General features: G+C 61.9%; 27 protein-coding genes. 12 read left to right on the top strand and 15 right to left on the bottom strand.

What is annotated here, in order from left to right:
* Positions 1–47 precede the first annotated feature (47 nt).
* The 3 genes from secB to DFO48_RS20545 all read right to left on the bottom strand — a co-directional run bounded on the left by secB (position 48) and on the right by DFO48_RS20545 (position 1,448).
* On the bottom strand, positions 48–509 hold the full coding sequence (secB, locus tag DFO48_RS20555) for a protein-export chaperone SecB (protein WP_003066740.1): 462 nt from the start codon (positions 507–509) through the stop codon (positions 48–50).
* A 200-nt stretch (positions 510–709) separates the two neighbouring features.
* Positions 710–967: a glutaredoxin 3 gene (gene grxC, locus DFO48_RS20550; RefSeq protein ID WP_003072654.1), complete on the bottom strand. Its 258-nt coding sequence runs from the start codon at positions 965–967 to the stop codon at positions 710–712.
* A 73-nt stretch (positions 968–1,040) separates the two neighbouring features.
* Positions 1,041–1,448 carry a rhodanese-like domain-containing protein gene (locus DFO48_RS20545; protein ID WP_003051897.1) on the bottom strand — a complete coding sequence of 136 codons (408 nt, stop codon included), beginning with the start codon at positions 1,446–1,448 and terminating at the stop codon, positions 1,041–1,043.
* A gap of 285 nt (positions 1,449–1,733) precedes the next feature.
* Here DFO48_RS20545 and gpmA point away from each other — a divergent pair, with 285 nt between their 5' ends.
* The 4 genes from gpmA to DFO48_RS20525 all read left to right on the top strand — a co-directional run bounded on the left by gpmA (position 1,734) and on the right by DFO48_RS20525 (position 5,432).
* The gene (gene gpmA / locus DFO48_RS20540; protein ID WP_114864611.1) at positions 1,734–2,477 is read left to right on the top strand and encodes a 2,3-diphosphoglycerate-dependent phosphoglycerate mutase; all 744 of its coding nucleotides are present in this window, start codon (positions 1,734–1,736) and stop codon (positions 2,475–2,477) included.
* A 113-nt stretch (positions 2,478–2,590) separates the two neighbouring features.
* Entirely contained in the window at positions 2,591–4,102 is a 1,512-nt protein-coding gene (locus tag DFO48_RS20535; RefSeq protein ID WP_003072649.1) for a S41 family peptidase, read from the top strand.
* 75 nt (positions 4,103–4,177) lie between these two features.
* Positions 4,178–4,945, top strand: coding sequence for a HesA/MoeB/ThiF family protein (locus DFO48_RS20530; RefSeq protein WP_003072647.1), 768 nt, complete (start codon positions 4,178–4,180; stop codon positions 4,943–4,945).
* 106 nt (positions 4,946–5,051) lie between these two features.
* The gene (locus DFO48_RS20525; protein ID WP_003072645.1) at positions 5,052–5,432 is read left to right on the top strand and encodes a response regulator; all 381 of its coding nucleotides are present in this window, start codon (positions 5,052–5,054) and stop codon (positions 5,430–5,432) included.
* Positions 5,433–5,490: 58 nt separating this feature from the next.
* On the opposite strand, the gene DFO48_RS20520 is transcribed toward DFO48_RS20525, so the two are convergent.
* On the bottom strand, positions 5,491–6,123 hold the full coding sequence (locus tag DFO48_RS20520; RefSeq protein ID WP_003051886.1) for a response regulator transcription factor: 633 nt from the start codon (positions 6,121–6,123) through the stop codon (positions 5,491–5,493).
* A 133-nt stretch (positions 6,124–6,256) separates the two neighbouring features.
* Here DFO48_RS20520 and DFO48_RS20515 point away from each other — a divergent pair, with 133 nt between their 5' ends.
* The 5 genes from DFO48_RS20515 to DFO48_RS20495 all read left to right on the top strand — a co-directional run bounded on the left by DFO48_RS20515 (position 6,257) and on the right by DFO48_RS20495 (position 10,197).
* Positions 6,257–7,606: a CHASE3 domain-containing protein gene (locus DFO48_RS20515; RefSeq protein WP_114864610.1), complete on the top strand. Its 1,350-nt coding sequence runs from the start codon at positions 6,257–6,259 to the stop codon at positions 7,604–7,606.
* Between the two features lie 158 nt (positions 7,607–7,764).
* Positions 7,765–7,926, top strand: coding sequence for a DUF1328 domain-containing protein (locus DFO48_RS20510; RefSeq protein WP_003051882.1), 162 nt, complete (start codon positions 7,765–7,767; stop codon positions 7,924–7,926).
* 161 nt (positions 7,927–8,087) lie between these two features.
* The gene (locus DFO48_RS20505; RefSeq protein WP_114864609.1) at positions 8,088–8,630 is read left to right on the top strand and encodes a hypothetical protein; all 543 of its coding nucleotides are present in this window, start codon (positions 8,088–8,090) and stop codon (positions 8,628–8,630) included.
* Positions 8,631–8,699: 69 nt separating this feature from the next.
* Positions 8,700–9,020 carry a BON domain-containing protein gene (locus DFO48_RS20500; RefSeq protein WP_003074528.1) on the top strand — a complete coding sequence of 107 codons (321 nt, stop codon included), beginning with the start codon at positions 8,700–8,702 and terminating at the stop codon, positions 9,018–9,020.
* Positions 9,021–9,141: 121 nt separating this feature from the next.
* On the top strand, positions 9,142–10,197 hold the full coding sequence (locus tag DFO48_RS20495; RefSeq protein ID WP_003074526.1) for a putative zinc-binding metallopeptidase: 1,056 nt from the start codon (positions 9,142–9,144) through the stop codon (positions 10,195–10,197).
* A gap of 4 nt (positions 10,198–10,201) precedes the next feature.
* Here DFO48_RS20495 and coaD read toward each other — a convergent pair whose 3' ends face one another.
* From coaD to DFO48_RS20475, 4 genes are all read right to left on the bottom strand, one after another.
* A complete protein-coding gene (gene coaD, locus DFO48_RS20490) occupies positions 10,202–10,696 on the bottom strand; it encodes a pantetheine-phosphate adenylyltransferase (RefSeq protein WP_003074524.1) in 495 nt (164 codons plus the stop codon).
* 161 nt (positions 10,697–10,857) lie between these two features.
* Positions 10,858–11,568, bottom strand: coding sequence for a 16S rRNA (guanine(966)-N(2))-methyltransferase RsmD (rsmD, locus tag DFO48_RS20485; RefSeq protein WP_114864608.1), 711 nt, complete (start codon positions 11,566–11,568; stop codon positions 10,858–10,860).
* On the bottom strand, positions 11,565–12,917 hold the full coding sequence (locus DFO48_RS20480; protein ID WP_114864607.1) for a pitrilysin family protein: 1,353 nt from the start codon (positions 12,915–12,917) through the stop codon (positions 11,565–11,567). Before DFO48_RS20480 ends, rsmD begins: the two co-directional genes overlap by 4 nt.
* A 17-nt stretch (positions 12,918–12,934) precedes the next feature.
* The gene (locus DFO48_RS20475; protein ID WP_114864606.1) at positions 12,935–14,368 is read right to left on the bottom strand and encodes a pitrilysin family protein; all 1,434 of its coding nucleotides are present in this window, start codon (positions 14,366–14,368) and stop codon (positions 12,935–12,937) included.
* Between the two features lie 64 nt (positions 14,369–14,432).
* Here DFO48_RS20475 and ftsY point away from each other — a divergent pair, with 64 nt between their 5' ends.
* Positions 14,433–15,590 carry a signal recognition particle-docking protein FtsY gene (gene ftsY / locus DFO48_RS20470; protein ID WP_003074518.1) on the top strand — a complete coding sequence of 386 codons (1,158 nt, stop codon included), beginning with the start codon at positions 14,433–14,435 and terminating at the stop codon, positions 15,588–15,590.
* Positions 15,591–15,697: 107 nt separating this feature from the next.
* Here the strand turns inward: ftsY and cutA are convergent, their stop codons facing one another.
* Entirely contained in the window at positions 15,698–16,072 is a 375-nt protein-coding gene (gene cutA, locus DFO48_RS20465; RefSeq protein ID WP_003074517.1) for a divalent-cation tolerance protein CutA, read from the bottom strand.
* Between the two features lie 42 nt (positions 16,073–16,114).
* Positions 16,115–17,119 (bottom strand): 2-dehydropantoate 2-reductase, encoded by a 1,005-nt coding sequence (locus tag DFO48_RS20460; protein ID WP_114864605.1) that lies wholly within the window; start codon positions 17,117–17,119, stop codon positions 16,115–16,117.
* A 229-nt stretch (positions 17,120–17,348) separates the two neighbouring features.
* Between DFO48_RS20460 and DFO48_RS20455 the strand changes: the two genes are divergently transcribed.
* Complete coding sequence (locus DFO48_RS20455; protein ID WP_003074515.1) at positions 17,349–17,561, top strand: hypothetical protein; 213 nt, start codon at positions 17,349–17,351, stop codon at positions 17,559–17,561.
* A 68-nt stretch (positions 17,562–17,629) separates the two neighbouring features.
* Here DFO48_RS20455 and DFO48_RS20450 read toward each other — a convergent pair whose 3' ends face one another.
* From DFO48_RS20450 to DFO48_RS20430, 5 genes are all read right to left on the bottom strand, one after another.
* Positions 17,630–19,078, bottom strand: coding sequence for an aldehyde dehydrogenase family protein (locus tag DFO48_RS20450; RefSeq protein WP_114864604.1), 1,449 nt, complete (start codon positions 19,076–19,078; stop codon positions 17,630–17,632).
* A 114-nt stretch (positions 19,079–19,192) separates the two neighbouring features.
* Positions 19,193–20,122 carry a dihydrodipicolinate synthase family protein gene (locus tag DFO48_RS20445; RefSeq protein ID WP_114864603.1) on the bottom strand — a complete coding sequence of 310 codons (930 nt, stop codon included), beginning with the start codon at positions 20,120–20,122 and terminating at the stop codon, positions 19,193–19,195.
* 11 nt (positions 20,123–20,133) lie between these two features.
* A complete protein-coding gene (locus DFO48_RS20440; RefSeq protein ID WP_114864602.1) occupies positions 20,134–21,306 on the bottom strand; it encodes an L-rhamnonate dehydratase in 1,173 nt (390 codons plus the stop codon).
* A gap of 60 nt (positions 21,307–21,366) precedes the next feature.
* Positions 21,367–22,416, bottom strand: coding sequence for a 4-hydroxythreonine-4-phosphate dehydrogenase PdxA (locus DFO48_RS20435; protein WP_114864601.1), 1,050 nt, complete (start codon positions 22,414–22,416; stop codon positions 21,367–21,369).
* A gap of 2 nt (positions 22,417–22,418) precedes the next feature.
* Complete coding sequence (locus tag DFO48_RS20430) at positions 22,419–23,402, bottom strand: tripartite tricarboxylate transporter substrate binding protein (RefSeq protein ID WP_114864600.1); 984 nt, start codon at positions 23,400–23,402, stop codon at positions 22,419–22,421.
* Between the two features lie 115 nt (positions 23,403–23,517).
* On the opposite strand from DFO48_RS20430, the gene DFO48_RS20425 reads away from it, so the two are divergent.
* The gene (locus DFO48_RS20425; RefSeq protein ID WP_003079103.1) at positions 23,518–24,462 is read left to right on the top strand and encodes a LysR family transcriptional regulator; all 945 of its coding nucleotides are present in this window, start codon (positions 23,518–23,520) and stop codon (positions 24,460–24,462) included.
* Positions 24,463–24,481 lie beyond the last annotated feature (19 nt).

Here is a 24,481-nt window from a genome sequence, read left to right as displayed (position 1 = left end):
TGGCTGCCGATTCTTGCACATCGCAGGAATCAGCAATTGCCGTCAGCTTACTGGGGCAGCTGGCCTTCGGCCTGTGCTGCGGCAGCCGCTTGCTGCTGCTCGTACATGGCCTGGAAGTTGATTTCGGCCAGGTGCACGGGAGGGAAGCCGGCGCGGGTCACCACGTCGGCCACGTTGCCGCGCAGATAGGGGTAGATGATCTGGGGGCAGGCAATGCCGATCACGCCGCCCATCTGGTCTTCAGGCACGTTGCGGATTTCGAAGATGCCGGCCTGCTTGGCTTCGACCAAGAACACGGTCTTGTCTTGAATCTTGGTCTGAACCGTGGCGGTCACGGCCACTTCGTAGACGCCTTCAGCCACGGGGGTAGCTTCCACGCCCAGCTGGATGTCCACGCTGGGCTGCTCCTGCTCCAGCAGGATGGCGGGAGAGTTGGGCTGCTCCAGGGACAGGTCCTTCAGATACACGCGCTGGATCTGGAACACGGGGCTGTTGTCTTGTTCGGCCATGATGAGCTTGGTCTTTCAGAAAAATCTTGAGAGGGAAATGAAAATGCCTGCACGCAGGATCAGCACGCAGCTATCCTCACAGCAGGCATTTCCCAGAAAATAGCACTTGGCATTATGCAGTGGCCGCCCATGGCTGCATCCTGGCAGCCGGCACAAAGTGCAAATTCATGTCTTGGGACAACATGGGCGGCGCAGATGCGTCAGCCTTGCAGCAGAGGCAGCAGACCGCCCTTGGCATCCAGCGCCATCAGATCGTCGCAGCCGCCCACATGGGTCTCGCCAATAAAGATCTGGGGCACGGTGCGGCGGCCCGTGGTCTTCATCATGTGATCGCGGGCTGCGGTATCGAAGTCGATGCGCACCTCTTCGATCTGCTCCACGCCCTTGGATTGGAGAATCTGCTTGGCACGGATGCAATAGGGGCAGACGGCGGTGGTGTACATCTTCACGGCTTGCATGGGCAACTTCCTTGGTGTTTTTGCAATGCCGCATGCAGCGCTGCATGCGTCAGGGTTCTCAGTTGGGGCCGGATCAGGCTTTTTCAACCGGCAGGCCGGCATCGCGCCAGGCCTTCATGCCGCCAGCCAGTGCCTGGGCCTTTTCGTAACCCAGCTTCTTGGCCACGGCCTCGGCGCGCGCGGCGCGGGCGCCCGTTGCACAGACCAGCACCACGGGCAGCTGCTTGTTCTTGACGGTGGTGGGCAGCTTTTCTTCCAACTGGCTCAGCGGCAGGTTCCTGGCGCCGTTGACATGGCCGGCGGCAAACTCTTCGGGCTCGCAGACGTCCAGCACCACGGCTTTTTCGCGGTTGATCAGGTGCACAGCAGCCGCTGCCGACAGCGAACCACCTGTGGCCCCACGCAGTGCGGGCAGCAGCAGCATCACACCCGAAGCCACGGCAATCAGGATCAAATACCAGTTATCAATGATGAATTTCACGTCATTCCTTGGGATGGCAAACCGAACGATTTTAGAGGCAGGCCAGCCTGCGGGCCGCAGCAGCGGGCCACAAACCTGCAGCCCGCAAGCCCATCGCCCCGGTTGACGCGCCCTGGGCCGCAAGTGGGCGCTGCGCACAATCCCCGAAGCTCGCTACAGGAATAGCGGGCCGGCAGGCGCCGGATCGGCCCGGCTTACCTTGCCTCGAGCCCGGACAAAGCCCAGCCTCTAAAATGCACGCTTTTGACTTTGTGTCATTACTGCTTTGCTACTTTGAGAGAATCCATGTACAAGCTCGTTCTGATCCGCCACGGTGAATCCACCTGGAACCTTGAAAACCGCTTCACCGGCTGGACCGATGTGGATCTGACTGCCACCGGCGTCGAACAGGCCAAGAAGGCCGGCCAACTGCTCAAGGCAGAAGGCTATGACTTCGATGTGGCCTATACCAGCGTGCTCAAGCGCGCCATCCGTACCCTGTGGCATGTGCAGGATGAAATGGACCGCACCTGGCTGCCCGTGGTGCATAGCTGGCGTCTCAACGAACGCCACTACGGCAGTCTGCAGGGTCTGAACAAGGCCGATATGGCCAAGCAGTATGGCGACGAACAAGTGCTGGTCTGGCGCCGCAGCTACGACGTGCCGCCTCCCGCCCTGGAAGCCACCGACCCCCGCAGCGAACGCAGCGATGTGCGCTACGCCAAACTGCAGCCCGAGCAGATCCCGCTGACCGAGTGCCTCAAGGACACGGTTGCCCGCGTTGTGCCGTTCTGGGACGAGTCCATCGCCCCCGCCATCAAGGCCGGCAAGCGCGTGGTGGTTGCTGCTCACGGCAACTCCATCCGCGCCCTGATCAAGTATCTGGACAACATCGCCGACGACCAGATCGTGGGCGTGAACGTGCCCAACGGCATTCCTCTGGTCTATGAACTGGACGCCGATCTCAAGCCCATCCGCCATTACTATCTGGGCGACGCCGAAGCCGCAGCCAAGGCTGCAGCGGCAGTTGCGGCCCAGGGCAAGGCCTGAGACCTATTCACCGCCGGTCCAGTCTGAACCGGGCTGATACGGCAAAAGGCCTATGGAACCTCATAGGCCTTCCACCGTCCAAGGTGTATATTGCGAATGGTTTAAGGGGTGCTATGGGTCAAAAAATCAAAATTGCAGGCTGGATCTCTGTGGGCGTGGTCGCCGGTGCGTTGACCACCGTATCCCTGCAGACGCTGGCTCGCGGGGGTGTGACACCTCTGCCACTTGAAGAAATCCAGCAGTTGTCGGCCGTCTTCGGCCTGATCAAGACCGATTACGTGGAGCAGGTCAGCGACAAGAAGCTGATCACCGACGCCATCTCCGGCATGGTCTCCAGCCTGGACCCTCACTCCCAGTACTTCGACAAGAAGACCTACAAAGAATTCAAGGAAGGCACTTCCGGCAAGTTCGTTGGCGTCGGCATCGAGATCACCATGGAAGACGGGCTGATCAAGATCGTCTCTCCCATCGAAGGCTCGCCCGCTTTCCGCGCCGGCCTCAAGACCGGTGACCTGATCACCAAGATCGACGACACGGCCGTCAAGGGCCTGACGCTCAATGACGCTGTCAAGCGCATGCGCGGTGAACCCAATACCAAGGTGCGCCTGAACATCCTGCGCAAGGATGAAAGCCGCAGCTTCCCCGTCACCATCACCCGTGAAGAGATCAAGACCCAATCGGTCAAGGGCAAGGTGATCGAGCCCGGCTACGCCTGGATCCGCCTGAGCCAGTTCCAGGAGCGCACCGTGGACGACTTTGTGCGCAAGGTCGAGGAAATCTACAAGCAGGAGCCCAATCTCAAGGGCCTGGTGCTGGACCTGCGCAACGATCCCGGCGGTTTGCTGGATGCGGCCGTAGCCATCTCTGCGGCCTTCCTGCCCCCCGATGTGCCCGTGGTTTCCACCAACGGCCAGCTGGCCGAAAGCAAGGCCGTCTACAAGGCATCGCCCGAGTTCTACGCCCAGCGCGGTTTTGGCGACCCCTTGCAACGCCTGCCTGCGGCCCTCAAAAAGTTGCCTCTGGTGGTGCTGGTCAACGAAGGCTCGGCCTCGGCCAGCGAAATCGTGGCCGGAGCTCTGCAAGATCACAAGCGCGCTACCGTCATGGGCAGCCAGTCCTTTGGCAAGGGGTCGGTGCAAACCGTGCGCCCTCTGGGGCCCGATACGGCTCTCAAGCTGACGACGGCGCGCTACTACACACCTAGCGGAAAATCCATTCAGGCCAAGGGTATCGTGCCCGATGTGATGGTGGATGAGACTGCTGATGGCGATCTGTTTGCTGCATTGAGCATGCGTGAAGCAGACCTTGAAAAGCATTTGTCCAGCGGACAGGGTGCGGAGGTCAAGAACGATTCACTTGAAAAGGCCCGCGAGGAAGCCCGCAAACGCCTGGAAGAGGAAGCCAAGAAGCCGGCCGCCGAACGCCGCCTGCCGGAGTTCGGGTCTGAAAAGGACTTTCAGCTGCAACAGGCACTGAACAAGCTCAAGGGCCAACCCGTCAAGGTCAGCAAAACCCTGACGGAGCGCAAAATCGAAGAGAAGCCCGGAGACGCGACGGCTGCAGACAAAAAGCCCGCTGACAAGAAAGCGCCCGAAAAAGGCGAATCCGACAAGAGCAAAAAATAAGCACCGGGTTATGGGACCCGCTCAAAATCAGCCGGGCTTGCCCGGCTTTTTTCTTGGAACCATGGAAGCAAACCGATGAATGACGATCAATTGCTACGCTATTCCCGTCACATCATGCTCGACGAAATCGGCATCGAAGGCCAGGAGCGCATTCTGGCGGCGCATGCAGTGATCATTGGAGCCGGCGGCTTGGGCTCGCCTGCCGCACTTTATCTGGGCTCGGCAGGTGTGGGGCGCATCACCATCGTCGACAACGACGTCGTGGACATGACCAATCTGCAGCGCCAGATTGCCCACACGACCGAACGCATAGGCATGCCCAAGGTGGAATCGATCCGCACGGCCGTACACGCCATCAATCCCGGGATCGAGATCCGCTGCATCCAGCAGCGTGCAACCGAGACCCTGCTCGACGAACTGTTGCCCGAGGCCAGCATCGTGCTCGACTGCACCGACAACTACAAGACCCGCCAGACCATCAATGCGGCTTGCGTACGCCACGGCGTACCCCTGGTCGAAGGAGCGGCCATCCGTGTCGATGGCCAGCTGATGGTCATTGATCCACGCAACCCCGACAGCCCATGCTATGCATGCGTCTTTCCGCCGGAGGCTGAATTCGAAGAGGTTCAGTGCTCAACCATGGGTGTCTTTGCTCCGCTGGTCGGACTGATCGGCACCCAGCAGGCAGCAGAGGCACTGAAGCTGATTGTCGGTTTTGGCCGATCTTCTGTCGGACAACTTCAAATGCTTGATGCACGTTCCATGGAGTGGAGTAGGATGAAAATTGCTAGGGTTAAAACCTGTGATATCTGCGGAACGCCGAACACAAATTACAAAAAATAACAATACAATGATTTTTTCATGGGCCGTAATTGATTTTCCACATTGAGAATTGAAATGACTCTCACCGCTTGATCCTTGGCGTCCACCTCATCAGCTTGCTACCGTCGTGAAACTGCGTACTTTTTTTGTTGAAGACAATCCCACGATTCGCGACAACCTGATTGCGACGATGGCGGAGCTTGCCGATGTGGAAGCGGTAGGGGTGGCAGAGACCGAAGCCGATGCTGTACGCTGGCTCAGCCACAACCCTGACGCCTGGGATCTGGTCATCGTGGACCTGTTCCTGCGCGAGGGCAGCGGTCTGGGCATCGTCACAAGCCTTCAACATCGACCACAGCAGAAAAAGCTGCTCGTGTTGAGCAATTACGCGACGGCCGATATACGACAGCGCTGCCTTGAACTCAGCGCAGATGCCGTATTTGACAAATCCAACGAAATAGATTCACTTATCGATTTCTGTATTGATTTGAATACCAGTAAATCTTGAAAATAACGCAAAATAAAAAAGGCTTGAATATTTCAAGCCTTTTTTATTTGAGCATCCATTAATCGATCAGTCGATTTTTCAACGCATAGTATGTCAAGTCGCTATTTGAGGAAAGGCCCATTTTTTCCATGAGTCTTGTCCGGTAAGTACTCACTGTTTTCACGCTCAACGAAAGCGATTTGGCAATGTCTCCAGCCGTCTCGCCGCGCGCAAGCTTCAGGAACACCTGAAACTCACGCTCCGACAATTGCTCGTGTGCCGGAACGTCATCCTTGCGGTTGAGTTGCTGGGCCAAAAGATCTGCAACTGCCGGTGTCAGGTAGCGCCTTCCCAGAGCCACCGTCCGGATGGCCTCTGCAATATCCTGAGGGTCGCACTCCTTGTTGAGATATCCGCTAGCCCCCTGACGAATCAAGTTGATTGCGTAATGCTCCTCAGGGTATCCACTTAGTATCAGGATTCCCATGTCAGGTGCCTTGGCTCTGAGCATGGCCAAGGCATCTATGCCGCTTTGCCCCGGCATGGACAAGTCCATCAGCAGCACGTCAATTTCATGCTCCCGAACCAGGTCAATGGCCTCCCGCCCATTGCCCGCTTCTCCCACGACCCTCAGATCTACATGTTCCGACAGGAATTGGCGTAATCCCGAGCGAACAATCGCATGGTCATCCACTATGCCTACTTTTATCATGAACACCTCTTTTCATGAAACTGCGCTCATCTCCAGGGCGCATCACACTTTAAGACCCGCACTATGATGTCAGTCGTTGACGCTACGGTTATGCAGAATATCAGGTAATTGCCTTGTAGGTGAGAGGATGTAGATGCGTTGGACCAATATCCGCAAAATTGCAGTCAGCCTGACGATCGCAGTCATTGCGGCAGTCTTAATGGTAAGCATTAATGAAGCAGGCTATAAGCGCTCGTTGCAAGCTCTGGACACGCTCACCAAGACGCAAGCCACCAGAGCAAAGCTCAATTTGCTGATGCAGCAAATGCTGGATGCGGAAACCGGCCTGCGCGGCTACCTGCTGACAGGAGAGGAGCGCTATCTCGAGCCCTACAACTCTGCCTCCGCCGCTATCAGCAGCAGCATGGATGACCTGCGCGGCATCTTCATCATGGATCCCAAAGAGCTGGCAACCTTTACTCCGCTGGCCCGCCAGGTCGAGCGCAAGACCAGCGAAATGGAGCTGAGCCTGCGCCTTTATCGCCAGGGCAACGATGAAGCGTGGCGCTTTGTGATGTTTACCGACGTTGGCATGGAAAACATGGATGCCATACGGGGCCACATCAAAACCCTGATGGACAGCATCGACCAGCGCGTCAAGTCCAATCTTGCGGATATCGAACAAACGCTGGGTCTGTCACGCCTGGGCATTGCGACAGTGACCGCACTGGGGATTCTGGGCTTCTTCATGTATCTGCGGCAGGCCAATGCGCTGCAGCACTCACATCTGCGCGAGCAGGAGATCCAGCGCGACGAGCGCAATCGCCTGGAGGAAGTCGTTCGCGACCGCACTGCGGCCCTCACCGAGCTGGCAACCCATTTGCAGCAGGTACGCGAGGATGAGCGAGCGCACCTGGCACGCGAGTTGCACGACGAGCTGGGCTCGCTGCTGACAGCCGCGAAACTGGACGTTGCGCGCCTCAAGTCCAAGATCGATACATCGACACCCGACGTCTCCGAACGCATCACCCATCTGATCGAGACGCTCAACAGCGGCATTGCACTCAAACGCCGCATCATTGAGGACCTGCGCCCCTCTTCTCTGTCCAACCTGGGCCTGACCACCGCGCTGGAAATCCTGACCCGAGAATTCGGTGAACGAAGCAGCATCGATGTGGAATGCAGCCTGGAGCAAGTGGACCTGCCTGAATCCACGCAGCTGACGGTCTATCGCGTCGTACAGGAGTCCCTCACCAACATCGGAAAATACGCCAGGGCCAGCCATGTCATCGTGACGGTTCACAACTATCCCACCTATGTGGCCGTGCAGATTCAGGACGATGGTCAAGGCTTCGAGCCGGCCAGCATGCGCCCCAACTCCCATGGTCTGGCAGGCATGAAACACCGTGTCGAAGCCGTTGGCGGCAGGCTTACCGTGGCATCCCAGCCCGGCAAGGGAACCACCATCTCGGCAGTCATTCCTTTGACAGTGGCAAACACCTGAACTCGGTGCGCGGGTCAACGCAGTCCTACATGACTGTCCCTAAATACCCCGACCCTGGTGACAGAAGCTCACCGTCAAGCTTGGGCTGCTCAGTTCTCTACAGTCAATACATGGCCGCACGGCAATGCCTGTCGGTCTGCATTCGAAAGGAGAAAACCATGTTGCACTACGCCATTGTCTTTCTGGTGATTGCCTTGATCGCTGCAGTTTTCGGTTTCGGCGGGATTGCGGCCAGCGCCGTAGGTATTGCCAAGATTCTGTTTTTCGTCTTTCTGGTCATGGCCGTCATCACCTTCCTGATGGGCCTGGTGAAGAAATAGCAAAGGCACCGAATGTGTAGAACTTTGTTCGTTCACATTGCACAAACCACCAGTATTCGCCATGATCACCCTCAACTTCTGCCTCCTGCAGGCAGAGTTCCGCAGACTGGCGTTACTGCACGCTGTCACGAAAATTTCTAGATTTCAGGGAGTTCCAAACAATGAGCCAAGCCGTAAAAGACGCCAAGGACACGGTTGAAGATCTCAAGGGCGCCGCCAAGGATGTGGCTGCTGACGTCAGGGACACGGCAAAGCACGCAGCCCAATCCGCCCAGAATGCTGCGCACAAGATGGCCGATGCAGCAGAAGATGCAGTGGACTCCGGCAAGCAGGCTGCCCAGAAAATGGTGAATGAAGCACGGGATGTGGCCGAAGACATCGCCGACAAGGTCGAGGACACCGCACGCCGCTCTCGCCGCACGGCTTCCGAGGCCATCGACTCTACCGGGCGTCACATGCGCAATGTCGAGGACAGCGAAAACCCGCTGATCGACAACCTGGCCAACCGGGCTCAGGATCTGGCCGAGCGCAGCATCAACTTCTGGGCCGACAGCTCGCACCGCGCACGCCGTCAGTTCAACACCGCCGCTGATGCGACCACCAAGTATGTGTCCGAACAACCCGGGCGTTCCGTGCTGATCGCTGCCGCGACCGGCGCGGCCCTGGCGACGGCCTTCTTTCTGGGCCGCTCGCGCAGGAAGTGAGCAGGAATTCACGCTGAGCCGTTTTTCGCAGGCGTTCTTTGCGCCTTTTCAAAACCAAGGGAAAACCATATGAAGAATCTGACTCGTGCTTTGGCTTTCAGTCTGGTCGCTGCGACGACCGTGCTGGGTACCACGGCCTGTTCGGTGGCTCGTGACCAGCAGACTGTGGGCTCCTATGTGGATGACGCCGGCATCACCACTGCGGTGAAGGCCAAGATGGCCGAAGACAAGAATGTCTCTGCAACCGCCATCAGTGTCGAAACCATGAACGGCACTGTGCAGCTGTCGGGCTTCGCCAAATCCGAAGCAGAAAAAGCCCGAGCCGGCGAAATTGCCCGCACAACCAAGCATGTGCGCGACGTGCGCAATAGCATCGTGGTCAGACCCTGATGGTGCGTGCATGAAGCAAGACTCTTTCTGAGAGCCTCACTTCCCGCCACAAAGCCAGCTTTTGAGCTGGCTTTGTTTTTTCCTACACCCAGGCGGCTGACTTCGCCATTAAAGTGTTCGAATGCAAGTTTTCAACTGCGAGGCCTGCGGGCACCTGATCTATTTTGAAAGCCTGCAATGCGTGCATTGCGGCGCCAGCCAGGCATTCCTGCCCGATCAGCTGCGCGTCGGCATTCTTGCGCCGGCCGAGGCCCCCGACGCACGCTATCGCCCCTGCGCCCACCGCCACAACATCAGCCTGTGCAATTTTGCGATCGAGGCTTCAGACCCGCAGCCGCTGTGCGTTTCCTGCCGACAGACCGAATGGCTACCCGACGGCAGCGATCCCGCCAATGAGCTGCGCTGGGCCAAGATCGAGGTCGCCAAGCGCAGACTGTTCTACACCCTGGCCAGGCTGGGCCTGCTGGACCCCCATGGGCACCGCGTGGCCGAGCCGCGCTTTTCCCTGCTCGCAGACCTGCCCGGCCAGAATCCCGTCATGACCGGCCACGCCAGCGGCATGATCACGCTCAACGTCGTCGAGGCAGACGACGACGAGCGCGCCAAACGCCGCCAGGCCTTGCACGAGCCCTATCGCACGCTGATAGGACATCTGCGTCACGAATCGGGACATTTCTACTGGGATCAGCTGATCGCCAACAGCGAGCATCTGGAGCGCTTCAGGGCATTGTTTGGCTATGAGAATCAGGACTATGCCCAGGCGCTGCAGCGCCACTACGGCAAGGACCCGCTGGACAACAGCTGGCGCGGCCAGTTCATCAGCGCCTATGCCACCTCACACCCCTGGGAGGACTGGGCCGAAACCTGGGCTCACTATCTGCACATGGTGGACTTGCTGGAGACCGCAGCCAGCTACGGCACCTGCATCACCGTACCGGACATCCCCAGCACGGGCCAGCAACTCATTCAAAACCCGCTGGGGCCGGTGCCGCCCGACTTTTCAGTGATGCAGTCGCAGTGGGTGCCGCTCACGCTGCTGCACAACAGCCTCAATCGCAGCCTGGGCCATGGCGATGCCTATCCGTTTGCCATTTCCGGTCCGGCCTGGGACAAGCTGCGCTTTGTCCACGAGGCCATCAGCAGCTATCGCAGCAGGCTGCCGGGCCAGGGCGGCTGAAAGCTCAGGCCTTGCGGCCGACCTTGAGCATCAGGCGCTCATGTACGCCCTTGGAGACAAACTTGTCCACATCGCCATTGAGCGTGGCAATCTCGCGCACGAAGGTGGAGCTGATGAACTGATAGCGATCGCTGGGCGTGAGGAATACGGTTTCCACTTCGGGCATCAGCGTGCGATTCATGCCGGCAAGCTGGAACTCATAGTCGAAGTCCGTTACCGCGCGCAGGCCTCGCACCATGGCCTTGGCGCCGCGTGCGAGCACAAAATGCGCCAGCAGCCCGTCAAAGCTCTCCACCTCCACCTGCGGATAATTGGCACAGGACTCGCGCACCATGGCAATGCGCTCCTCCAGCGTGAACAACGTCTTTTTGTGATGGCCTGCCGCCACGGCCACGATGACCTTGCCAAACAGCTGTGCAGCCCGGCGCACCACATCTTCATGCCCCAGCGTGATCGGGTCAAAGGTTCCGGGGTAAACAGCAATCAGGTCCTGGCTCATGGCTTATCTCTCTCCTGCGGGTCTTGATGAGGGTGAGGGCTGCTGCAGTGCAGCGTAAAGAGATTATGCATTCAGGCCTGCACAGCGCTGCCCCATGCAAAAAAGAGCTGCTGGCGCCTCTGCTCGAAGCGCCAGCAGCTCCCGGTTCGGGCAGCAAGGCTTTACTGCTTCTTCAGCAGATGCGCATGGACGGCGCCGGCCTTCAGATAGCGATGCAGCTCCAGCCCCATTTCCAGCAGGCGGTCCTCGGCCCAGGCTTCGGGAGCTTCCAGGTAAATGAAACCGCCGTCGTTCAAGGCCGCTGTGGCGGCCTTGAGCGCGGGCTCGAACAGCTCGATCTGGCTGAATGGCGGGTCCAGCAAGATCAGATCCTGGCCCGCCACGGTCTTCAGGCAGCTCAGGGCATCACCGCGCTGCACCTTGACCATCCTGGCATCGAGCTTTTGCTGAAGACGCTGCAGTTGCTGCACCAGGGCCGCATCCTGCTCGTTCATGATGACGCTGGTCGCGCCGCGCGATGCAGCCTCGAAACCCAGCGCCCCCGTGCCCGAAAAGGCATCGACACATTTCCAGTTGCTCAGGTCCTGGCCCAGCCAGTTGAACAGGGTCTCGCGCACGCGATCGGGCGTGGGCCGCAGACCGGGCTTTTGCGCCACGGCCAGGCGCGTGCGACGCCATTGCCCGCCGATGATGCGGATTTCACCGGCCCCCGTGGCTGCCGGCTTGGCTGCGGCTGGCTGGGTGGCCTTGGCTCCGGGGCGGGCCGGACGGCTGGCCGCCAGCTCCTGCGCCTTGCGCTCGGACTCGTGAATCATCTTGTCCAGCGCCTTGCGGCCTGCGGGGGTGTGTAGCTTGATGGCACTGCGGCTCATGGCTTGGCTCCGAGAGTGATGGTGACCATACGCTCGGGCTGAACCATGCGCTGCATCGCCTCCTTCACGTCCTTGGTGGTCAGAGCCTGAACGCGATCGGTCCAGTGCTCCAGATAATCGAGAGGCAGGCCATTCCAGGCGATGTTGGCCACATTGCCCAGCAGCTTGCGATTGCTGTCTATGCGCAGGGCAAAGCCGCCGATCAGATTGGCCTTGGCCGCCTTGAGTTCCTTGTCGCTAGGACCTTCGGCTATGAATTTGCGCAACACGTCCTGCGAGACCTTGAGCGCCTCGGCCGCCTGATCGGGGCGGGTCTGCAGGCCGATGATGAAGGCGCCGCGATCCAGGCCCGGCGAGAAGTCGCTGGAGACACCATAGGTCAGGCCCCGCTTTTCACGCACCTCTTCCATCAGCCTGGAGGTGAAGCCGCCGCCGCCCAGAATGTGGTTGCCCACCATCACGGCGAGAAAATCAGGGTTGTGGCGCGCAATGCCGGGCTGGCCGATCAGCACCTGGGCCTGGGCCGACTCGAACGGAATGTTCTCGACCTTGGCTTGCTGCAGGTCCTGCACCTTGCCCACGGCAGGCAGCGGCTGGCAGTCGTTGCCATTGGTGGCCTGCAGCGGCCCCAGCAACTGCTTGACTATGGCATCGGCCTGCTGACGATTGACCGCCCCCACCACGCTGACCTTGGCGCGGCAGGCGGCAATCAGCTTGCGGTGAAAGTCCTGCATGGCCGAAACATCGATCCGGCCCAGGCTGTCGACCGTGGTCTGATAGCCATAGGGCGAGCTGCCGAATACAGCCTTGCGGAAGGCCTTGGAGGCCACGGTGCCGGGACGCGTATCGGCCTCCTTGATGGAGGCGCTCCAGCGTTCTCGGTCACGCTGCCACACGGCTTCCGGCCAGCTTGGCGACGCGATCTGGCGCGCCGCCAGGGCCACGGCCTTTTGCTGCAGGTTGGGCTCGGTCAGAGTGCGCAGGCCGTAGCTGAAGCTGTCGCGCCCCGCGCTGGCGCCAAAGCTGGCGCCCAGGTCGGCCCAGGCCTGACCCAGTCCGTTTTCATCCAGCGCAGGCGCATCGCCTGCCGCCTTGACGCCCTTGGAGGACATCATGGCCACGGCTGTCGCCAGGCCCACCTTGTCCTCGGGATCTCGGCGGCTGCCGGCGTCGAAGTCCACCTGCACATCCACCATGGGAATGCCGGGACTTTGCACCAGCCAGACCTGGGCGCCACTGGGCTGGGTCCAATGCTCTATCGGCAGCAAGGCCCAGGCAGATTGGGTTAAAAAACCCATTCCAGCGCTTACCACAAAGGCGCCAGCAGCTATCTTTTTCATAGTTTTCATAGGTTTCTCCGCTGCGCTCAGTGCATGGATTTATCTGCATCCGCCTTGCCCGACATGGGGCGCTGGGGCTTGCTACCCGCCGGCAGCGGCTGAGGCACCAGGGTGCCGACAGTGAGCTGGTCGTCGCCAAAATATTTGGCGGCCACGGCCTTCACATCGTCAGAGGTGACTTTGCGCAGTTCGGCCAGCAGCTTGTCCTCGGCATCCAGCGGCATGTTCTGGATCCAGTAGTTGCCCAGGTTCTGGGCCTGGCCCATGACGGAATCACGCTCGTAGACGTTGGAGGCCATCCACTGCGTCTTGACGCGCTCCAGCTCGTCAGCCTGCACGCCCTCATCAGCCACCTTCTTGATCTGGGCACGCAGCGCAGCCTCCACATCGGCCACGGTCTTGCCCTGGGCCGGCACGCCGGTCAGCATGAACAGGCTGGGCCCGCGCCCCAAAATGCTGGCCGAGCTGCCGGCACTGTCGGCCACACGGCCGTTGGCCTGGCCTTCGCCCTGCACCAGGGCGCGCTCCAGGCGAGCGCCGTCATAACCGTCGAGCACTGCAGACAGCACCAGCAGCGCCAGCGCGTCCTTGTCCTCGGGCTGCAGCTTTTCCACGCTCTTCAGCGTGGGCGTGCGATAGGCCATGGCGATAAAGGCCTGCTCGGCAGGCTGCTTGACCTCGATACGGCGCACGCCGATCTGCTTGGGTTCGGTCTGCGGCTTGCGCTGTGGCAGGGCACGCGCGGGAATGCTGCCGTAATACTTCTCGGCCCAGGCACGTACCTGGTTGACGTTCACGTCCCCCACCACCACCACAGCCGCGTTGGCCGGCACATACCAGCGCTTGTGGAAGTCGCGCACATCGCCGGGCGTCATGGAGTTCAGATCGCTCATCCAGCCCACCACGGGCCGGCGATAGGGCGAGGCCATGAAGGTGGCCGCCATCAACTGCTCCATCAACATGGCGCGCGGCTGGTCGTCGGTGCGCATGCGGCGCTCTTCCTTGATGACCTCGATTTCCTTCTTGAATTCGGAGTCCGGCCACTGGTTGTTGGCAAAACGGTCGGATTCCAGCTTCATCACATCTTCCAGACGGTTGGACGGAATCTGCTGGTAGTAGCCGGTGTAGTCACGCCAGGTGAACGCGTTTTCCTGGCCACCCAGCGCAGCCACGCGACGCGAGAAGTCTCCGGGCTTGACGCTTTTGGAACCCTTGAACATCATGTGCTCCAGCGCATGGGCCACGCCCGTGGTGCCGTCGACCTCGTCCATGGAGCCCACACGCACCCAGACCATGTGCACGGCCGTGGGCGCGCGCCGGTCGGGCTGCACGATCAGCTGCATGCCGTTCTTCAGCGTGAACTGCTGCACTTGGGGCGCGGCCGCCGTGGCAGCAGCAGGCACAGGTTGCGACGATGCGCCCGGCGCAGCCAAGGCTGCCCCAGCGCTCAAACAGGCCATTAAGCCCAGTACAGGGAGTGCGCGTACATGTTTCATAGAATGATGTGATTCTAAAAACCCGCCAATGTTCAGTTTTTTCAAGAAAAAGCCCAATTCACCCGATGCGGTGAACACCACGCCCGCTGCCGAGGCAGCTGCGGCGCCCGCTGCTGCTGCTCAAACCAGGCCAGCTCCACAGGATACGCCTGCCGAAAACGGCAGCAGCTCCTGGTGGCGCAAGCCCTTTGGCGGCGGCGCGACGGCCAAGGCCGGCGACGATCAGCCTGCCACTCAGGATTTTGTAGCAGCCCCCGAGCCTACCGCAAAGCCGCAAGCCCCAGATTCCCGTCAAAGCTGGATGGAGCGCCTGAAAGCCGGTCTGCGCAAGACCGGCTCCAGCATCGCCACCGTCTTTACCGGCACGCAGATCGACGACAGGCTCTACGAAGAGCTGGAGGACGCGCTGCTGATGGCCGACACCGGCGTCAAGGCCACCCAGCATCTGCTGGAAGACCTGAAGCGCCGCGTCAAGGAAACCAAGACCACCGAGCCCGCTGCCGTCAAGGCGCTGCTGGCCGATGCGCTGACCGATTTGCTGAGGCCCCTGGAAAAGCCGCTGACCATCGGCGAGCACACACCGACGGTCATCATGGTGGCTGGCGTCAACGGTGCGGGCAAGACCACCTCCATCGGCAAGCTGACCAAGCATCTGGCCGACGGCGAGCAGTCCGTGCTGCTGGCCGCCGCCGACACCTTCCGCGCCGCCGCGCGTGAGCAGCTGGGCGTCTGGGCCAATCGCAACACCGTGGAGATCATCAGCCAGGACGGTGGCGACCCCGCCGCCGTGAGCTTCGATGCCGTCTCCGCAGGCAAGGCGCGCAAAAAGGATGTGGTGCTGGTTGATACGGCCGGACGCCTGCCCACACAGCTGCATCTGATGGAAGAGCTCAAGAAGATCAAGCGCGTGGTGAGCAAGGCCGACGGCACGGCGCCGCACGAGGTACTGCTGGTGATTGACGGCAATACCGGCCAGAACGCACTGACCCAGGTGCGCGCCTTCGACGATGCGCTGCAGCTCACGGGCCTGATCGTCACCAAGCTCGATGGCACGGCCAAGGGCGGCGTGCTGGCCGCGATTGCGCAGGAGCGCCCTGTGCCTGTCTACTTCATCGGCGTGGGCGAGAAGATCGAGGATCTGGAAACCTTCAGCGCACGCGAGTTCGCCCAGGCCCTGCTGTCCTGAAGCACAAGAACCATAGCTGTCAGCGCTTTATCTATAAAGATTTCAGATAGATTAAGTACTGAAACCCAATGAAGGAGCGCGCAAGGCGCTCCTTTTTTATTCAGGCTTCAGAGCTGCACCTGCTGCTTGATCCACTTGGCATAGTCGTTCAGGCAGCGCTCGGTGCGCATGGTGATCTGGGGCACCTCATAGCTGTGATGGCTGCGCAGCAGCGCGGTCAGCCGCGGCAGTGCCTCGGGCAGGGTCTTGCAGATCAGGCGCCATTCGGGAGCGGTCTGCAGCACGCCGTCCCACTCGTAATACGAGGTGATGCGCTCGGTCTGCACGCAGGCCGCAGCCTTGGCCGAGACCAGAGCCCGCGCCATGTCCTCGGCCTCGGCCGAGTGCCCCACTGTGGTGGTCACCACGCACAGCGTGGCCCAATGACTGTCCTGCGCAGGGGCGGACTTGAGAGGTGCGGTCTGGGTAGATGTGGTGCTCATGCCGGCTAGTCTAGGCCCAAGACCGTCACGAGCCGCCAAGCGTTACAACGGATACAAACCCAGTTGCTGGGCGCGCAGCCGCGTCAGCCCCAGCAGCGCATCGGTGAATGGCGTGCTCATGCCGCACATGGCGCCCATCTCGCGCACCGCTCCCACCAGGGCATCCAGCTCCACCGGCTTGCCGGCTTCCACATCCTGGAGCATGGAGGTCTTGAAGCTGCCGAGCTTGAGCGTGACCTGATGACGGTCCTGCGGGCTGTCGGCAATCGGCAGGCCGATGCGCGCGCCGATTTCCCGGGCCTCCAGCATCACGGCCGTGATGAAGTTGCGCACCAGCTCATCGCCCAGAATCCTGTCCGTGGTCGCGCCCGTGATCGCACTGACGGGGTTCATGGTCATATTGCCCCAGAGCTTGTACCAGGCATCGCACTGGATGTTGTCGCTGAGTCTGACCTCGATGCCGCCCGCGCGCAGCAGCTCGGTCAGTGCCAGCAGGCGCGGCGTGGGTGCATCGCCAGGCAGGGCCGTTGGCTCACCAACGATGAGGCTGTTGCCGAAATGCCGGCGCACCACACCCGGCGCGTCAAGCGAGCAGCTGGCATGCACCACCGAGCCGAGCACCTGCCCAGTGGGAATGGCGCGCGCGATCTCGCCCTGCGGATCCACGGCCCTGAGCTGCAGGCCGCGCAGGCCGGCATCCACGCCACCGGCCAGAAACCACCAGGGCACGCCGTTCATGGCGGTCAGCACCAGGGTCTGCGGGCCGAGCAGCGGTGCGACGGCACGCGCCACATCGGGCATGGACGGCGCCTTGACGGCAATCACCACCACATCCTGCACGCCCAGGGCGGCCGGGTCCTGCTGCGCATTGACGGCCACGGTCTCGCGCTCCTGGCCATGCACCAGCGTCAGGCCGTTGTGCTGCAGCGCAGCCAGCGTCTGGCCTCGCGCCACGGCGCTCAGCTCGCAGCCCGCCCTGGCCAGCGCCACGCCCAGCCAGCCGCCAATGGCCCCGGCACCGTAAATACAGACTCTCTTCAGACGCATGCTCTTGTCTCTCCTGTCTTATAGAACTATCAAAAAAACAGTAGCTGCCGGCGCTTTGCCCGAAAGCGCTCGGGCACTTCCTGATCGCCCAAGCCGGCGGCCGCTGCTCATTGTTGATACGTTAACAGCAGTATCCACCCGCGCGACACTGAAGGCCGTTGACAGCTGGGCACCCCGCACTGCGCGCCATGCCAGCTGCCCTGTTCATCGACATTTCAAGGACCAATTCATGAGCTCCAACACCACCGTCGTCAATCTCACAGCCCAGATCACGGCACTGTCCACCGCCTTGCGCATCGTGCTGGACGCCAGCCCCCAGGCCGCCCAGACGCGCGAGCAACTGGCTGCCGCTCTGGACAAGACCATTCACGACGCGCTGGAAGAAGGGGTCTGGGACAACGCCGACGGCGTCAAGACCATCAAGGCAGCGCTGCTGGGCTGATCGTCACCGCGCCATGAAAAAGCCGGGCACCAGGCCCGGCAAAGAGAAGCAGCAATCAACGATCTCGCTCACGCCAGCGTATAAGCCGTCTTCACCGTGGTGTAGAACTCCTGAGCATAGCGACCCTGCTCGCGCGGGCCGTAGCTTGAGCCCTTGCGCCCGCCAAACGGCACGTGGTAGTCCACCCCCGCCGTGGGCAGGTTGACCATGACCATGCCGGCCTGGCTGTGGCGCTTGAAGTGCGTGGCGTGCTTGAGGCTGGTGGTGGCAATGCCGGCCGACAAACCAAACGGCGTGTCGTTGGACACGGCCAAGGCTTCTTCGTAGTCCTTGACGCGGATCACGCTGGCCACGGGGCCGAAGACTTCCTCGCGGTTGATGCGCATGCCGGCTTCGGTGTCCACGAACAGCGTGGGCGCCATGTAAAAGCCCTGCTTGCCGCTGCCCGTGTGGCAGGCGACGCGGGCTCCGCCAGCGGCCAGGCGGGCGCCTTCAGCCTTGGCGATTTCCACGTACGACAGGTCCTGCTCCAGCTGGGCCTGGCTGACCACGGGGCCCATGTCGGTACCGGCGGCGCGTGCATCGCCCACCTTGATTCGGGCCATGCGCGCCTGCAGGGCCTCGATGAAGGCCGGGTAGATCTTGTCGGTGACGATCAGGCGGCTGGAGGCCGTGCAACGCTGGCCGGTGGAGTAGAAGCCGCTCTGGGCCGACAGCTCCACCGCCTGGGCGAGATCAGCATCGTCCAGCACGATCTGGGGGTTCTTGCCGCCCATCTCCAGCTGCACCTTCTTGCCCGAAGCCACGCAGGCTGCCGCGATGCCGCGGCCCACGCCCGTCGAGCCCGTGAAGCTGATGGCCGCCACATCGGCATGGTTCACCAGGGCTTCACCGATCACGCGGCCCGGGCCCATGACCAGGTTGAAGACGCCGGCGGGGATGCCCGAGCGGTGGATGATGTCGGCCAGGGCCCAGGCGCTGCCGGGCACCAGGTCGGCGGGCTTCAAGACCACGCAGTTGCCGAAGGCCAGGGCCGGGGCGATCTTCCAGGCCGGGATGGCGATGGGGAAGTTCCAGGGCGTGATCAGGCCGACCACCCCGATGGGCTCGCGCGTGATTTCCACGCCGATGCCGGGGCGCACCGAAGGCACGGTCTCGCCCGTCAGGCGCAGGCACTCACCGGCAAAGAACTTGAAGATCTGGCCGGCGCGGCCGACTTCGCCAATGGCTTCGGGCAGGGTCTTGCCTTCTTCGCGGGCCAGCAGCTCGCCCAGCTCCGCCTTGCGCGCGAGGATTTCCGTGCCTATCTTGTCCAGAGCGTCGGAACGCGCCTGGATGCCCGAGGTGGACCAGGCGGGAAACGCGGCAGCAGCGGCCGCCACGGCGGCCTGCACGTCGGATGCGCCGCCCTGGGCGTACGCGCCGATCAAATCGGACAGGTCGCTGGGGTTGGTGTTGGGGGAATAACTGTCAGCAGCCGTCCACTGGCCGTTGATCAGGTTGAGATGTGGGGTCATGGATATGCTCTTGATAGAGGAGCTTGTTGCGCTCGCTATTCATAGAACTCAGCATGAAAAATATCTGAATTCTCGAATAAACAAGCGCAACCAGCTCCTGTATTCATAGTCGTCTCAACGGGCCCAGCGCAGCACCAGCGGGTCCAGCCGGCGTGCAATGTCCAGCAACTGGCGCCGCACCTCGGGATGCATGGGCGGCCAGGGCGAGCGCGGTGCATCGCAGGTGATGACACCGCCCTCCTTCATCAGCGCCTTGGCAGCCAGGAAACCGGCCTGGCGGTTTTCGTGGTTGATCAGCGGCAGCCAGCGCTGGTATTGCTCGAAGGCCTTGTCCTTGTCGCCTGCGCGGTGCGCCTCGATGATGGGGCGAATGCCGTCGGCAAAGCCGCCGCCTGTCATGGCGCCCGTGGCGCCGGCCTCCAGATCGGCCAGCAGGGTAATGGCCTCCTCGCCGTCCCAGGGGCCTTCGATGGCTTCGCCGCCCAGTGCGATCAACTCGCGCAGCTTGGTGGCGGCGCCTGCGGTTTCCATCTTGAAGTAGCTGACCTGTGCTATCTCCCTGGCCATGCGGGCCAGAAAGGCGGGCGACAGCGGCGTGCCCGCGGCCGGTGCGTCCTGGACCATGATGGGGATGTCGATGGCGTCGGACACGCCCTGGTAGAAGGCCTGCACCTGGGCTTCGCCAAAGCGGAAGGTGGCACCGTGGTAAGGCGGCATGACCATGACCATGGCAGCGCCCATGTCCTGTGCGCGGCGGCTGCGCTCGGCGCAGACCTTGGTACTGGTGTGAGTCGTGGTCACGATCACGGGCACCCGGCCGGCCACATGCTCCAGCGCCGTGCGCGTGAGGACTTCGCGCTCATCGTCCGAGACCAGGAACTGCTCGGAGAAGTTGGCAAGGATGCACAGGCCGTCCACGCCCGAGTCGATCATGAAGTCCAGACAGCGCTTCTGGCTGGTCAGGTTCAGCGTGCCGTCCTCGTGAAAGGTGGTGGGCACGACGGGGAAGATGCCCCGGTAACGGGGATTGGAGAGTGCTGGCATGCTGCGTCTCCTCAATCGATGATGTGGAACTGGTCGAGGTACTCGGTCTTGAGCGTGAGGCCCAGGCCCGGCACGTCGTCGCGCAACTGCAGGAAGCCGTTGTCGGCAACTGGTTCGCCGTCGAAGATGTACCAGAACAGCTCGTTGCCCACTTCCACGTCGAAGATGGGGAAGTACTCGGCCATGGGCGAAGCCAGGGTGCTCATGGTCAGGTGGTAGTTGTGCATCTGGCCGGCATGCGGGATCACGGGCACCGAATAGGCCTCGCACAGGGCGTTGATCTTGTGCGCCGCCGTGATGCCGCCCACGCGGTTGGTGTCGTACTGCACGACGGAGACGGCCTTCCTGTCCAGCAGCTGCTTGAAGCCGTAGAGTGAAAACTCGTGCTCGCCGCCCGAGATGGGGATGATGTTCATGGCGCTCAGCTCGGCGTAGCCGTCGATGTCGTCGGCGATCACGGGCTCTTCCAGCCAGCGCGGCTCGAACTTCGCCAGCTTGGGCAGCATGCGCTTGGCGTATTCCAGGTTCCAGCCCATATAGCACTCCAGCATCAGGTCGGTGTCGTAGCCGATCACTTCACGGATGGCTTCGACGGACTTGAGGTTCTCCTTCACACCTTCTTGCAGATGGGCGGGCCCGTAGCCAAAGCGCATCTTGAAGGCCTTGAAACCCTGATCCAGGAATTTCTGTGCCTCGTCCTGCATCTCCTTCAGGTCGGTGCGGTAGAGCTTGCTGTAGTAGCAGGGAATCTTTTCCTTGGTGCGCCCGCCCAGCAGCTTGAACACGGGCTTGTTCACGCTCTTGCCCAGAATGTCCCAGATGGCCAGGTCCACGGCCGAGATGGCGGCCATGGTCACGCCCTTGCGGCCCCAGGCATGGGTGGCGCGGTACATGCGCTGCCACAGGTATTCGTAGTCCCAGGGGTCCTGACCGATGACCAGGGGCGCCAGGTACTCGTCGATGATGGCCTTGGCTATCCTTGGTGCCAGGGCCACATTGCCCAGACCGATGATGCCGTCATCGGTTTCGATCTCGACCACGGTCCACGAATGGAAGCGGAAGGTGCTCATGGACTCGGTGTTGGAGTACACCAGATCCATGGCGTTGGAGCAGAAGTTGCCCTGGGGCGGAACGGTCTTGCCCTTCCATTCATAGACACGGGCGCGGACGGACTTGATCTTCATACAGACCTCGGAAGCAAAGAGTGAGTAGGACAGGCGGCCCAAGCCGCCCGGAAAATGGGCTCAGACGGCTGGGGCAGCCTGGCGATCGCGGTGGGCGGCCCCCATGCGCGCGGCAATCTGCAGCGCCTGCCAGGTGGCTTCCACATTGGCCTTGCCCTGGCCCGCGATGTCGTAGGCCGTGCCGTGGGCCGGCGTGGTGATGGGGATCGGCAGGCCGCCCTGCACCGTCACCCCGCGCGAGAAGCCCAGCAGCTTGATGGCGATCTGGCCCTGGTCGTGGTACATGGTCACGATGGCCTGGTACTCGCCGGCCTGGGCCTTGAGGAAGATGGTGTCGGCCGGGAACGGGCCGTGGAACGGCGCATCGCTGGGCCAGTCGCGCGCCTGCAGGGCCTGCACGGCGGGCGCGATGATGTCGATTTCCTCGCGGCCGCAGGTTCCGCCGTCGCCGTTATGTGGATTGAAGCCGGCAATCGCCACCTTGGGAGCAGCCAGGCCGCTGGCGCGCAAGGCGTTGTAGATCAGCTCGGCCGCCTGGCTGATGCGCTCCTGACTCAGATAGCCGGCCACATCCTTGAGCGGCACATGCGAGGAAATGCGCGAGGTCCAGAGATCGCCCAGCGTGTTGAACTCGCAGAAGTAGCCGGTCACGCCCAGGTACTCGGCAAAGTGGTGCAGCTCGTCCTCATGGCGCAGGCCGCCCAGCTTCATGGCCTGCTTGTTCAAGGGTGCAAAGCAGATGGCGTCGATATCGCCGGCCAGGGCCGCATCCATGCACTGGTCGAGCACCTGCAGCACCGAGCGGCCGCCTGCCGCCCCCACCTGCCCCTGCACCACATCGGCCTGGGCAACGGTGTCCACGGCCACAAAGGCCGGCAGTCGCGTATCGGCACGCTCGCGCGCAGCCGACAGGCCGGTCAGCGGAACGGTTGCCACTTGCAAACCGGCGATGCGCTGGCCCTGCTCCCAGAGCCAGGGATCGCCCACCAGCACCAGGTTCGCCTGCTCGGTGGCTTGCGGCCTGGCCAGCAAACGTGCGATGAGTTCGGCGCCGATGCCGGAAGGATCGCCAAGGGTCAGGGCGACAACGGGAAGAGAAGCCTTGCTCATGCTCAGTCCAGCTTGATGTTGTTCTTGCGAATGATGTCGCCGAAGCGCTTGTACTCGGCGAGGTGAAAACTGCCGAAGTCGGCCTGGGCCATGGGCCGCAGCTCGGCACCCACGGCTTCGAGACGGGTCTTGGTCTCGGGCATGGCGATGACCTTGTTGACCTCGTCATGCACTTTTTGCTGCACTGCCTTGGGCGTGGAGGCGGGCATGTAGATGCCGTACCAGGCGCTGATTTCCACATTGCGCAGACCCGCTTCGGCCATGGTCGGCACCTGGGGCAGCTGCTGGTTGCGCTGGGGCGAAGTGACCGCCAGCGCGCGCAGCTTTCCGGCCTTGATCTGACCTATGACCGAGGGCATGGTGTCGAAGCTCATCTGCACCTGGCCGCTGACCAGATCGACCAGGGCCGCGGCGCTGCCCTTGTAGGGCACGTGGGTGATCTGAATGCCGGCGGCATCCTTGAACACCTCGGCAGCGATATGCTGGGTGCTGCCCGTGCCACTGCTGGCGAAATTGATCTGACCGGGATTCTTCTTGGCCATGGCCACCAGCTCCGCCACCGTGTTGGCGGCAACGGAGTTGCCCACCACCAGCACATTGGGCACGGAGCCGACAAAGGCCACGGGAACCAGATCCCGGTTGTTGTCGTACCCCAGCTTGAGCAGATGCGGCGCGATGGCATGGGCCGTGACCACGCCCATGACCATGGTGTGGCCGTCCGTGGCCTTGGCCGTCATGTCCACGGCCAGCGTGTTGGAGACGCCGGGCCGGTTCTCCACGATCACCGGCTGCTTGAGCAGCGGCCCCAGCCTGTCGGCCACGGCGCGGGCCATGGCATCGGTGCCGCCTCCGGGCGCAGAGCCCACCAGCATGCGCACGGGCTTGACGGGCCAGTTCGCAGAGTCCTGTGCCTGTGCCTGGACCTGCCAGGGCAGCACGGCGGCGCCGCACACAGCGGCTATGGAAAGTAGATGACGTCTTTGCACATTTGTCTCCTTGGCTTTTTTATTCGATTGCAGCCCGATGCTAGGGAAGGCGCTGATATGCGTAAATTGAAAGTTATTGATTAATCGATAACCTGAAGCAATAAGAAGCCATGCCATGGGATCGATCGACAAACGCGACAACACGCCACAGCTGCTGAACCGGCTACGCATGCGCCAGGTGGCTTTGATACTGGCCATCGACGAGCGCCAGACCTTGCGCGCGGCAGCGGCAGAGCTCGGTCTGACCCAGCCGGCCGCCACCAAAATGCTGCAGGAGCTCGAAGATGCACTGGGCCAGCCGCTGTTCGAGCGCGTGGGCCGGCGGCTGCAGCGCAATGCGGCAGGAGAGCGGGTGCTGGAATATTTCCGTTCGCTGCGCGGCAATATCGAGGCCCTGAATCGCGAACTGGGCGAGCTGCGCCAGGGAAGCTCCGGACGGCTGGCCGTGGGCAGCATCATGGCCGCATCGCCCGGGCGGCTCACCCAGGCCCTGCTGGAGCTGAAAAAGCAACTGCCCCTGCTGGAGCTGGAAGTGGCCGTGGACACCAGCGATCGCCTGCTGGCGCAGCTGCGTGAGGGAGTGCTGGAGGTGGTCGTCGGGCGCATGACCAATGAAGCCGGCAGCGATTGCCGCTTTTGCCCGATCGACGACGAGCAACTGGCCTTTATCGTGCGCAAGGAGCACCCTCTGCTGTCGCTGCAGAGGCCCGGTCTGCAGGCCTTGCAGGGACATGGCTGGGTGATGCAACCGCCCGGCAGCCCCATGCGCAGCTTGATCGAGCAGGAGTTCCGCGAGCACAGTCTGCCGCTGCCGCGCGGCCTGATCGAAACCGGCTCCATACTCACCACCATCAATCTGGTGCGAAGCTCGAACATGGTGGGCGTGATTCCGCGCACGGTGGCAGATCTTCATGCTGCCCACGGCATGCTGCATATCCTGCCGTATCGGACCAAACACAGTCTGGAGGCCTACGGCAGCCTGGTGCGCAAGGACAGGCCCATCAGCCGCTCGGCACAGATGTTCCTGGATCTGCTGCACCGTCACGATGCAGCAGCCTGAACAAGGGCCGGCACCGGGC

Origin of the sequence: Comamonas sp. AG1104, from assembly GCF_003350425.1 — a bacterium.
Lineage (GTDB): Bacteria > Pseudomonadota > Gammaproteobacteria > Burkholderiales > Burkholderiaceae_C > Comamonas > Comamonas testosteroni.
Note: the sequence above shows the minus strand (reverse complement) of the source record. Positions and strands in the feature narration are given on the sequence as shown.

Bases quoted from the DNA above. Each gene is read 5' to 3' on its own strand.
- secB (WP_003066740.1), bottom strand. From the start codon at position 509: ATGGCCGAACAAGACAACAGCCCCGTGTTCCAGATCCAGCGCGTGTAT.
- grxC (WP_003072654.1), bottom strand. From the start codon at position 967: ATGCAAGCCGTGAAGATGTACACCACCGCCGTCTGCCCCTATTGCATC.
- gpmA (WP_114864611.1), top strand. From the start codon at position 1,734: ATGTACAAGCTCGTTCTGATCCGCCACGGTGAATCCACCTGGAACCTT.
- DFO48_RS20535 (WP_003072649.1), top strand. From the start codon at position 2,591: ATGGGTCAAAAAATCAAAATTGCAGGCTGGATCTCTGTGGGCGTGGTC.
- DFO48_RS20530 (WP_003072647.1), top strand. From the start codon at position 4,178: ATGAATGACGATCAATTGCTACGCTATTCCCGTCACATCATGCTCGAC.
- DFO48_RS20520 (WP_003051886.1), bottom strand. From the start codon at position 6,123: ATGATAAAAGTAGGCATAGTGGATGACCATGCGATTGTTCGCTCGGGA.
- DFO48_RS20515 (WP_114864610.1), top strand. From the start codon at position 6,257: ATGCGTTGGACCAATATCCGCAAAATTGCAGTCAGCCTGACGATCGCA.
- DFO48_RS20510 (WP_003051882.1), top strand. From the start codon at position 7,765: ATGTTGCACTACGCCATTGTCTTTCTGGTGATTGCCTTGATCGCTGCA.
- DFO48_RS20505 (WP_114864609.1), top strand. From the start codon at position 8,088: ATGAGCCAAGCCGTAAAAGACGCCAAGGACACGGTTGAAGATCTCAAG.
- DFO48_RS20500 (WP_003074528.1), top strand. From the start codon at position 8,700: ATGAAGAATCTGACTCGTGCTTTGGCTTTCAGTCTGGTCGCTGCGACG.
- DFO48_RS20495 (WP_003074526.1), top strand. From the start codon at position 9,142: ATGCAAGTTTTCAACTGCGAGGCCTGCGGGCACCTGATCTATTTTGAA.
- coaD (WP_003074524.1), bottom strand. From the start codon at position 10,696: ATGAGCCAGGACCTGATTGCTGTTTACCCCGGAACCTTTGACCCGATC.
- rsmD (WP_114864608.1), bottom strand. From the start codon at position 11,568: ATGAGCCGCAGTGCCATCAAGCTACACACCCCCGCAGGCCGCAAGGCG.
- DFO48_RS20480 (WP_114864607.1), bottom strand. From the start codon at position 12,917: ATGAAAACTATGAAAAAGATAGCTGCTGGCGCCTTTGTGGTAAGCGCT.
- DFO48_RS20475 (WP_114864606.1), bottom strand. From the start codon at position 14,368: ATGGCCTGTTTGAGCGCTGGGGCAGCCTTGGCTGCGCCGGGCGCATCG.
- ftsY (WP_003074518.1), top strand. From the start codon at position 14,433: ATGTTCAGTTTTTTCAAGAAAAAGCCCAATTCACCCGATGCGGTGAAC.
- cutA (WP_003074517.1), bottom strand. From the start codon at position 16,072: ATGAGCACCACATCTACCCAGACCGCACCTCTCAAGTCCGCCCCTGCG.
- DFO48_RS20460 (WP_114864605.1), bottom strand. From the start codon at position 17,119: ATGCGTCTGAAGAGAGTCTGTATTTACGGTGCCGGGGCCATTGGCGGC.
- DFO48_RS20455 (WP_003074515.1), top strand. From the start codon at position 17,349: ATGAGCTCCAACACCACCGTCGTCAATCTCACAGCCCAGATCACGGCA.
- DFO48_RS20450 (WP_114864604.1), bottom strand. From the start codon at position 19,078: ATGACCCCACATCTCAACCTGATCAACGGCCAGTGGACGGCTGCTGAC.
- DFO48_RS20445 (WP_114864603.1), bottom strand. From the start codon at position 20,122: ATGCCAGCACTCTCCAATCCCCGTTACCGGGGCATCTTCCCCGTCGTG.
- DFO48_RS20440 (WP_114864602.1), bottom strand. From the start codon at position 21,306: ATGAAGATCAAGTCCGTCCGCGCCCGTGTCTATGAATGGAAGGGCAAG.
- DFO48_RS20435 (WP_114864601.1), bottom strand. From the start codon at position 22,416: ATGAGCAAGGCTTCTCTTCCCGTTGTCGCCCTGACCCTTGGCGATCCT.
- DFO48_RS20425 (WP_003079103.1), top strand. From the start codon at position 23,518: ATGGGATCGATCGACAAACGCGACAACACGCCACAGCTGCTGAACCGG.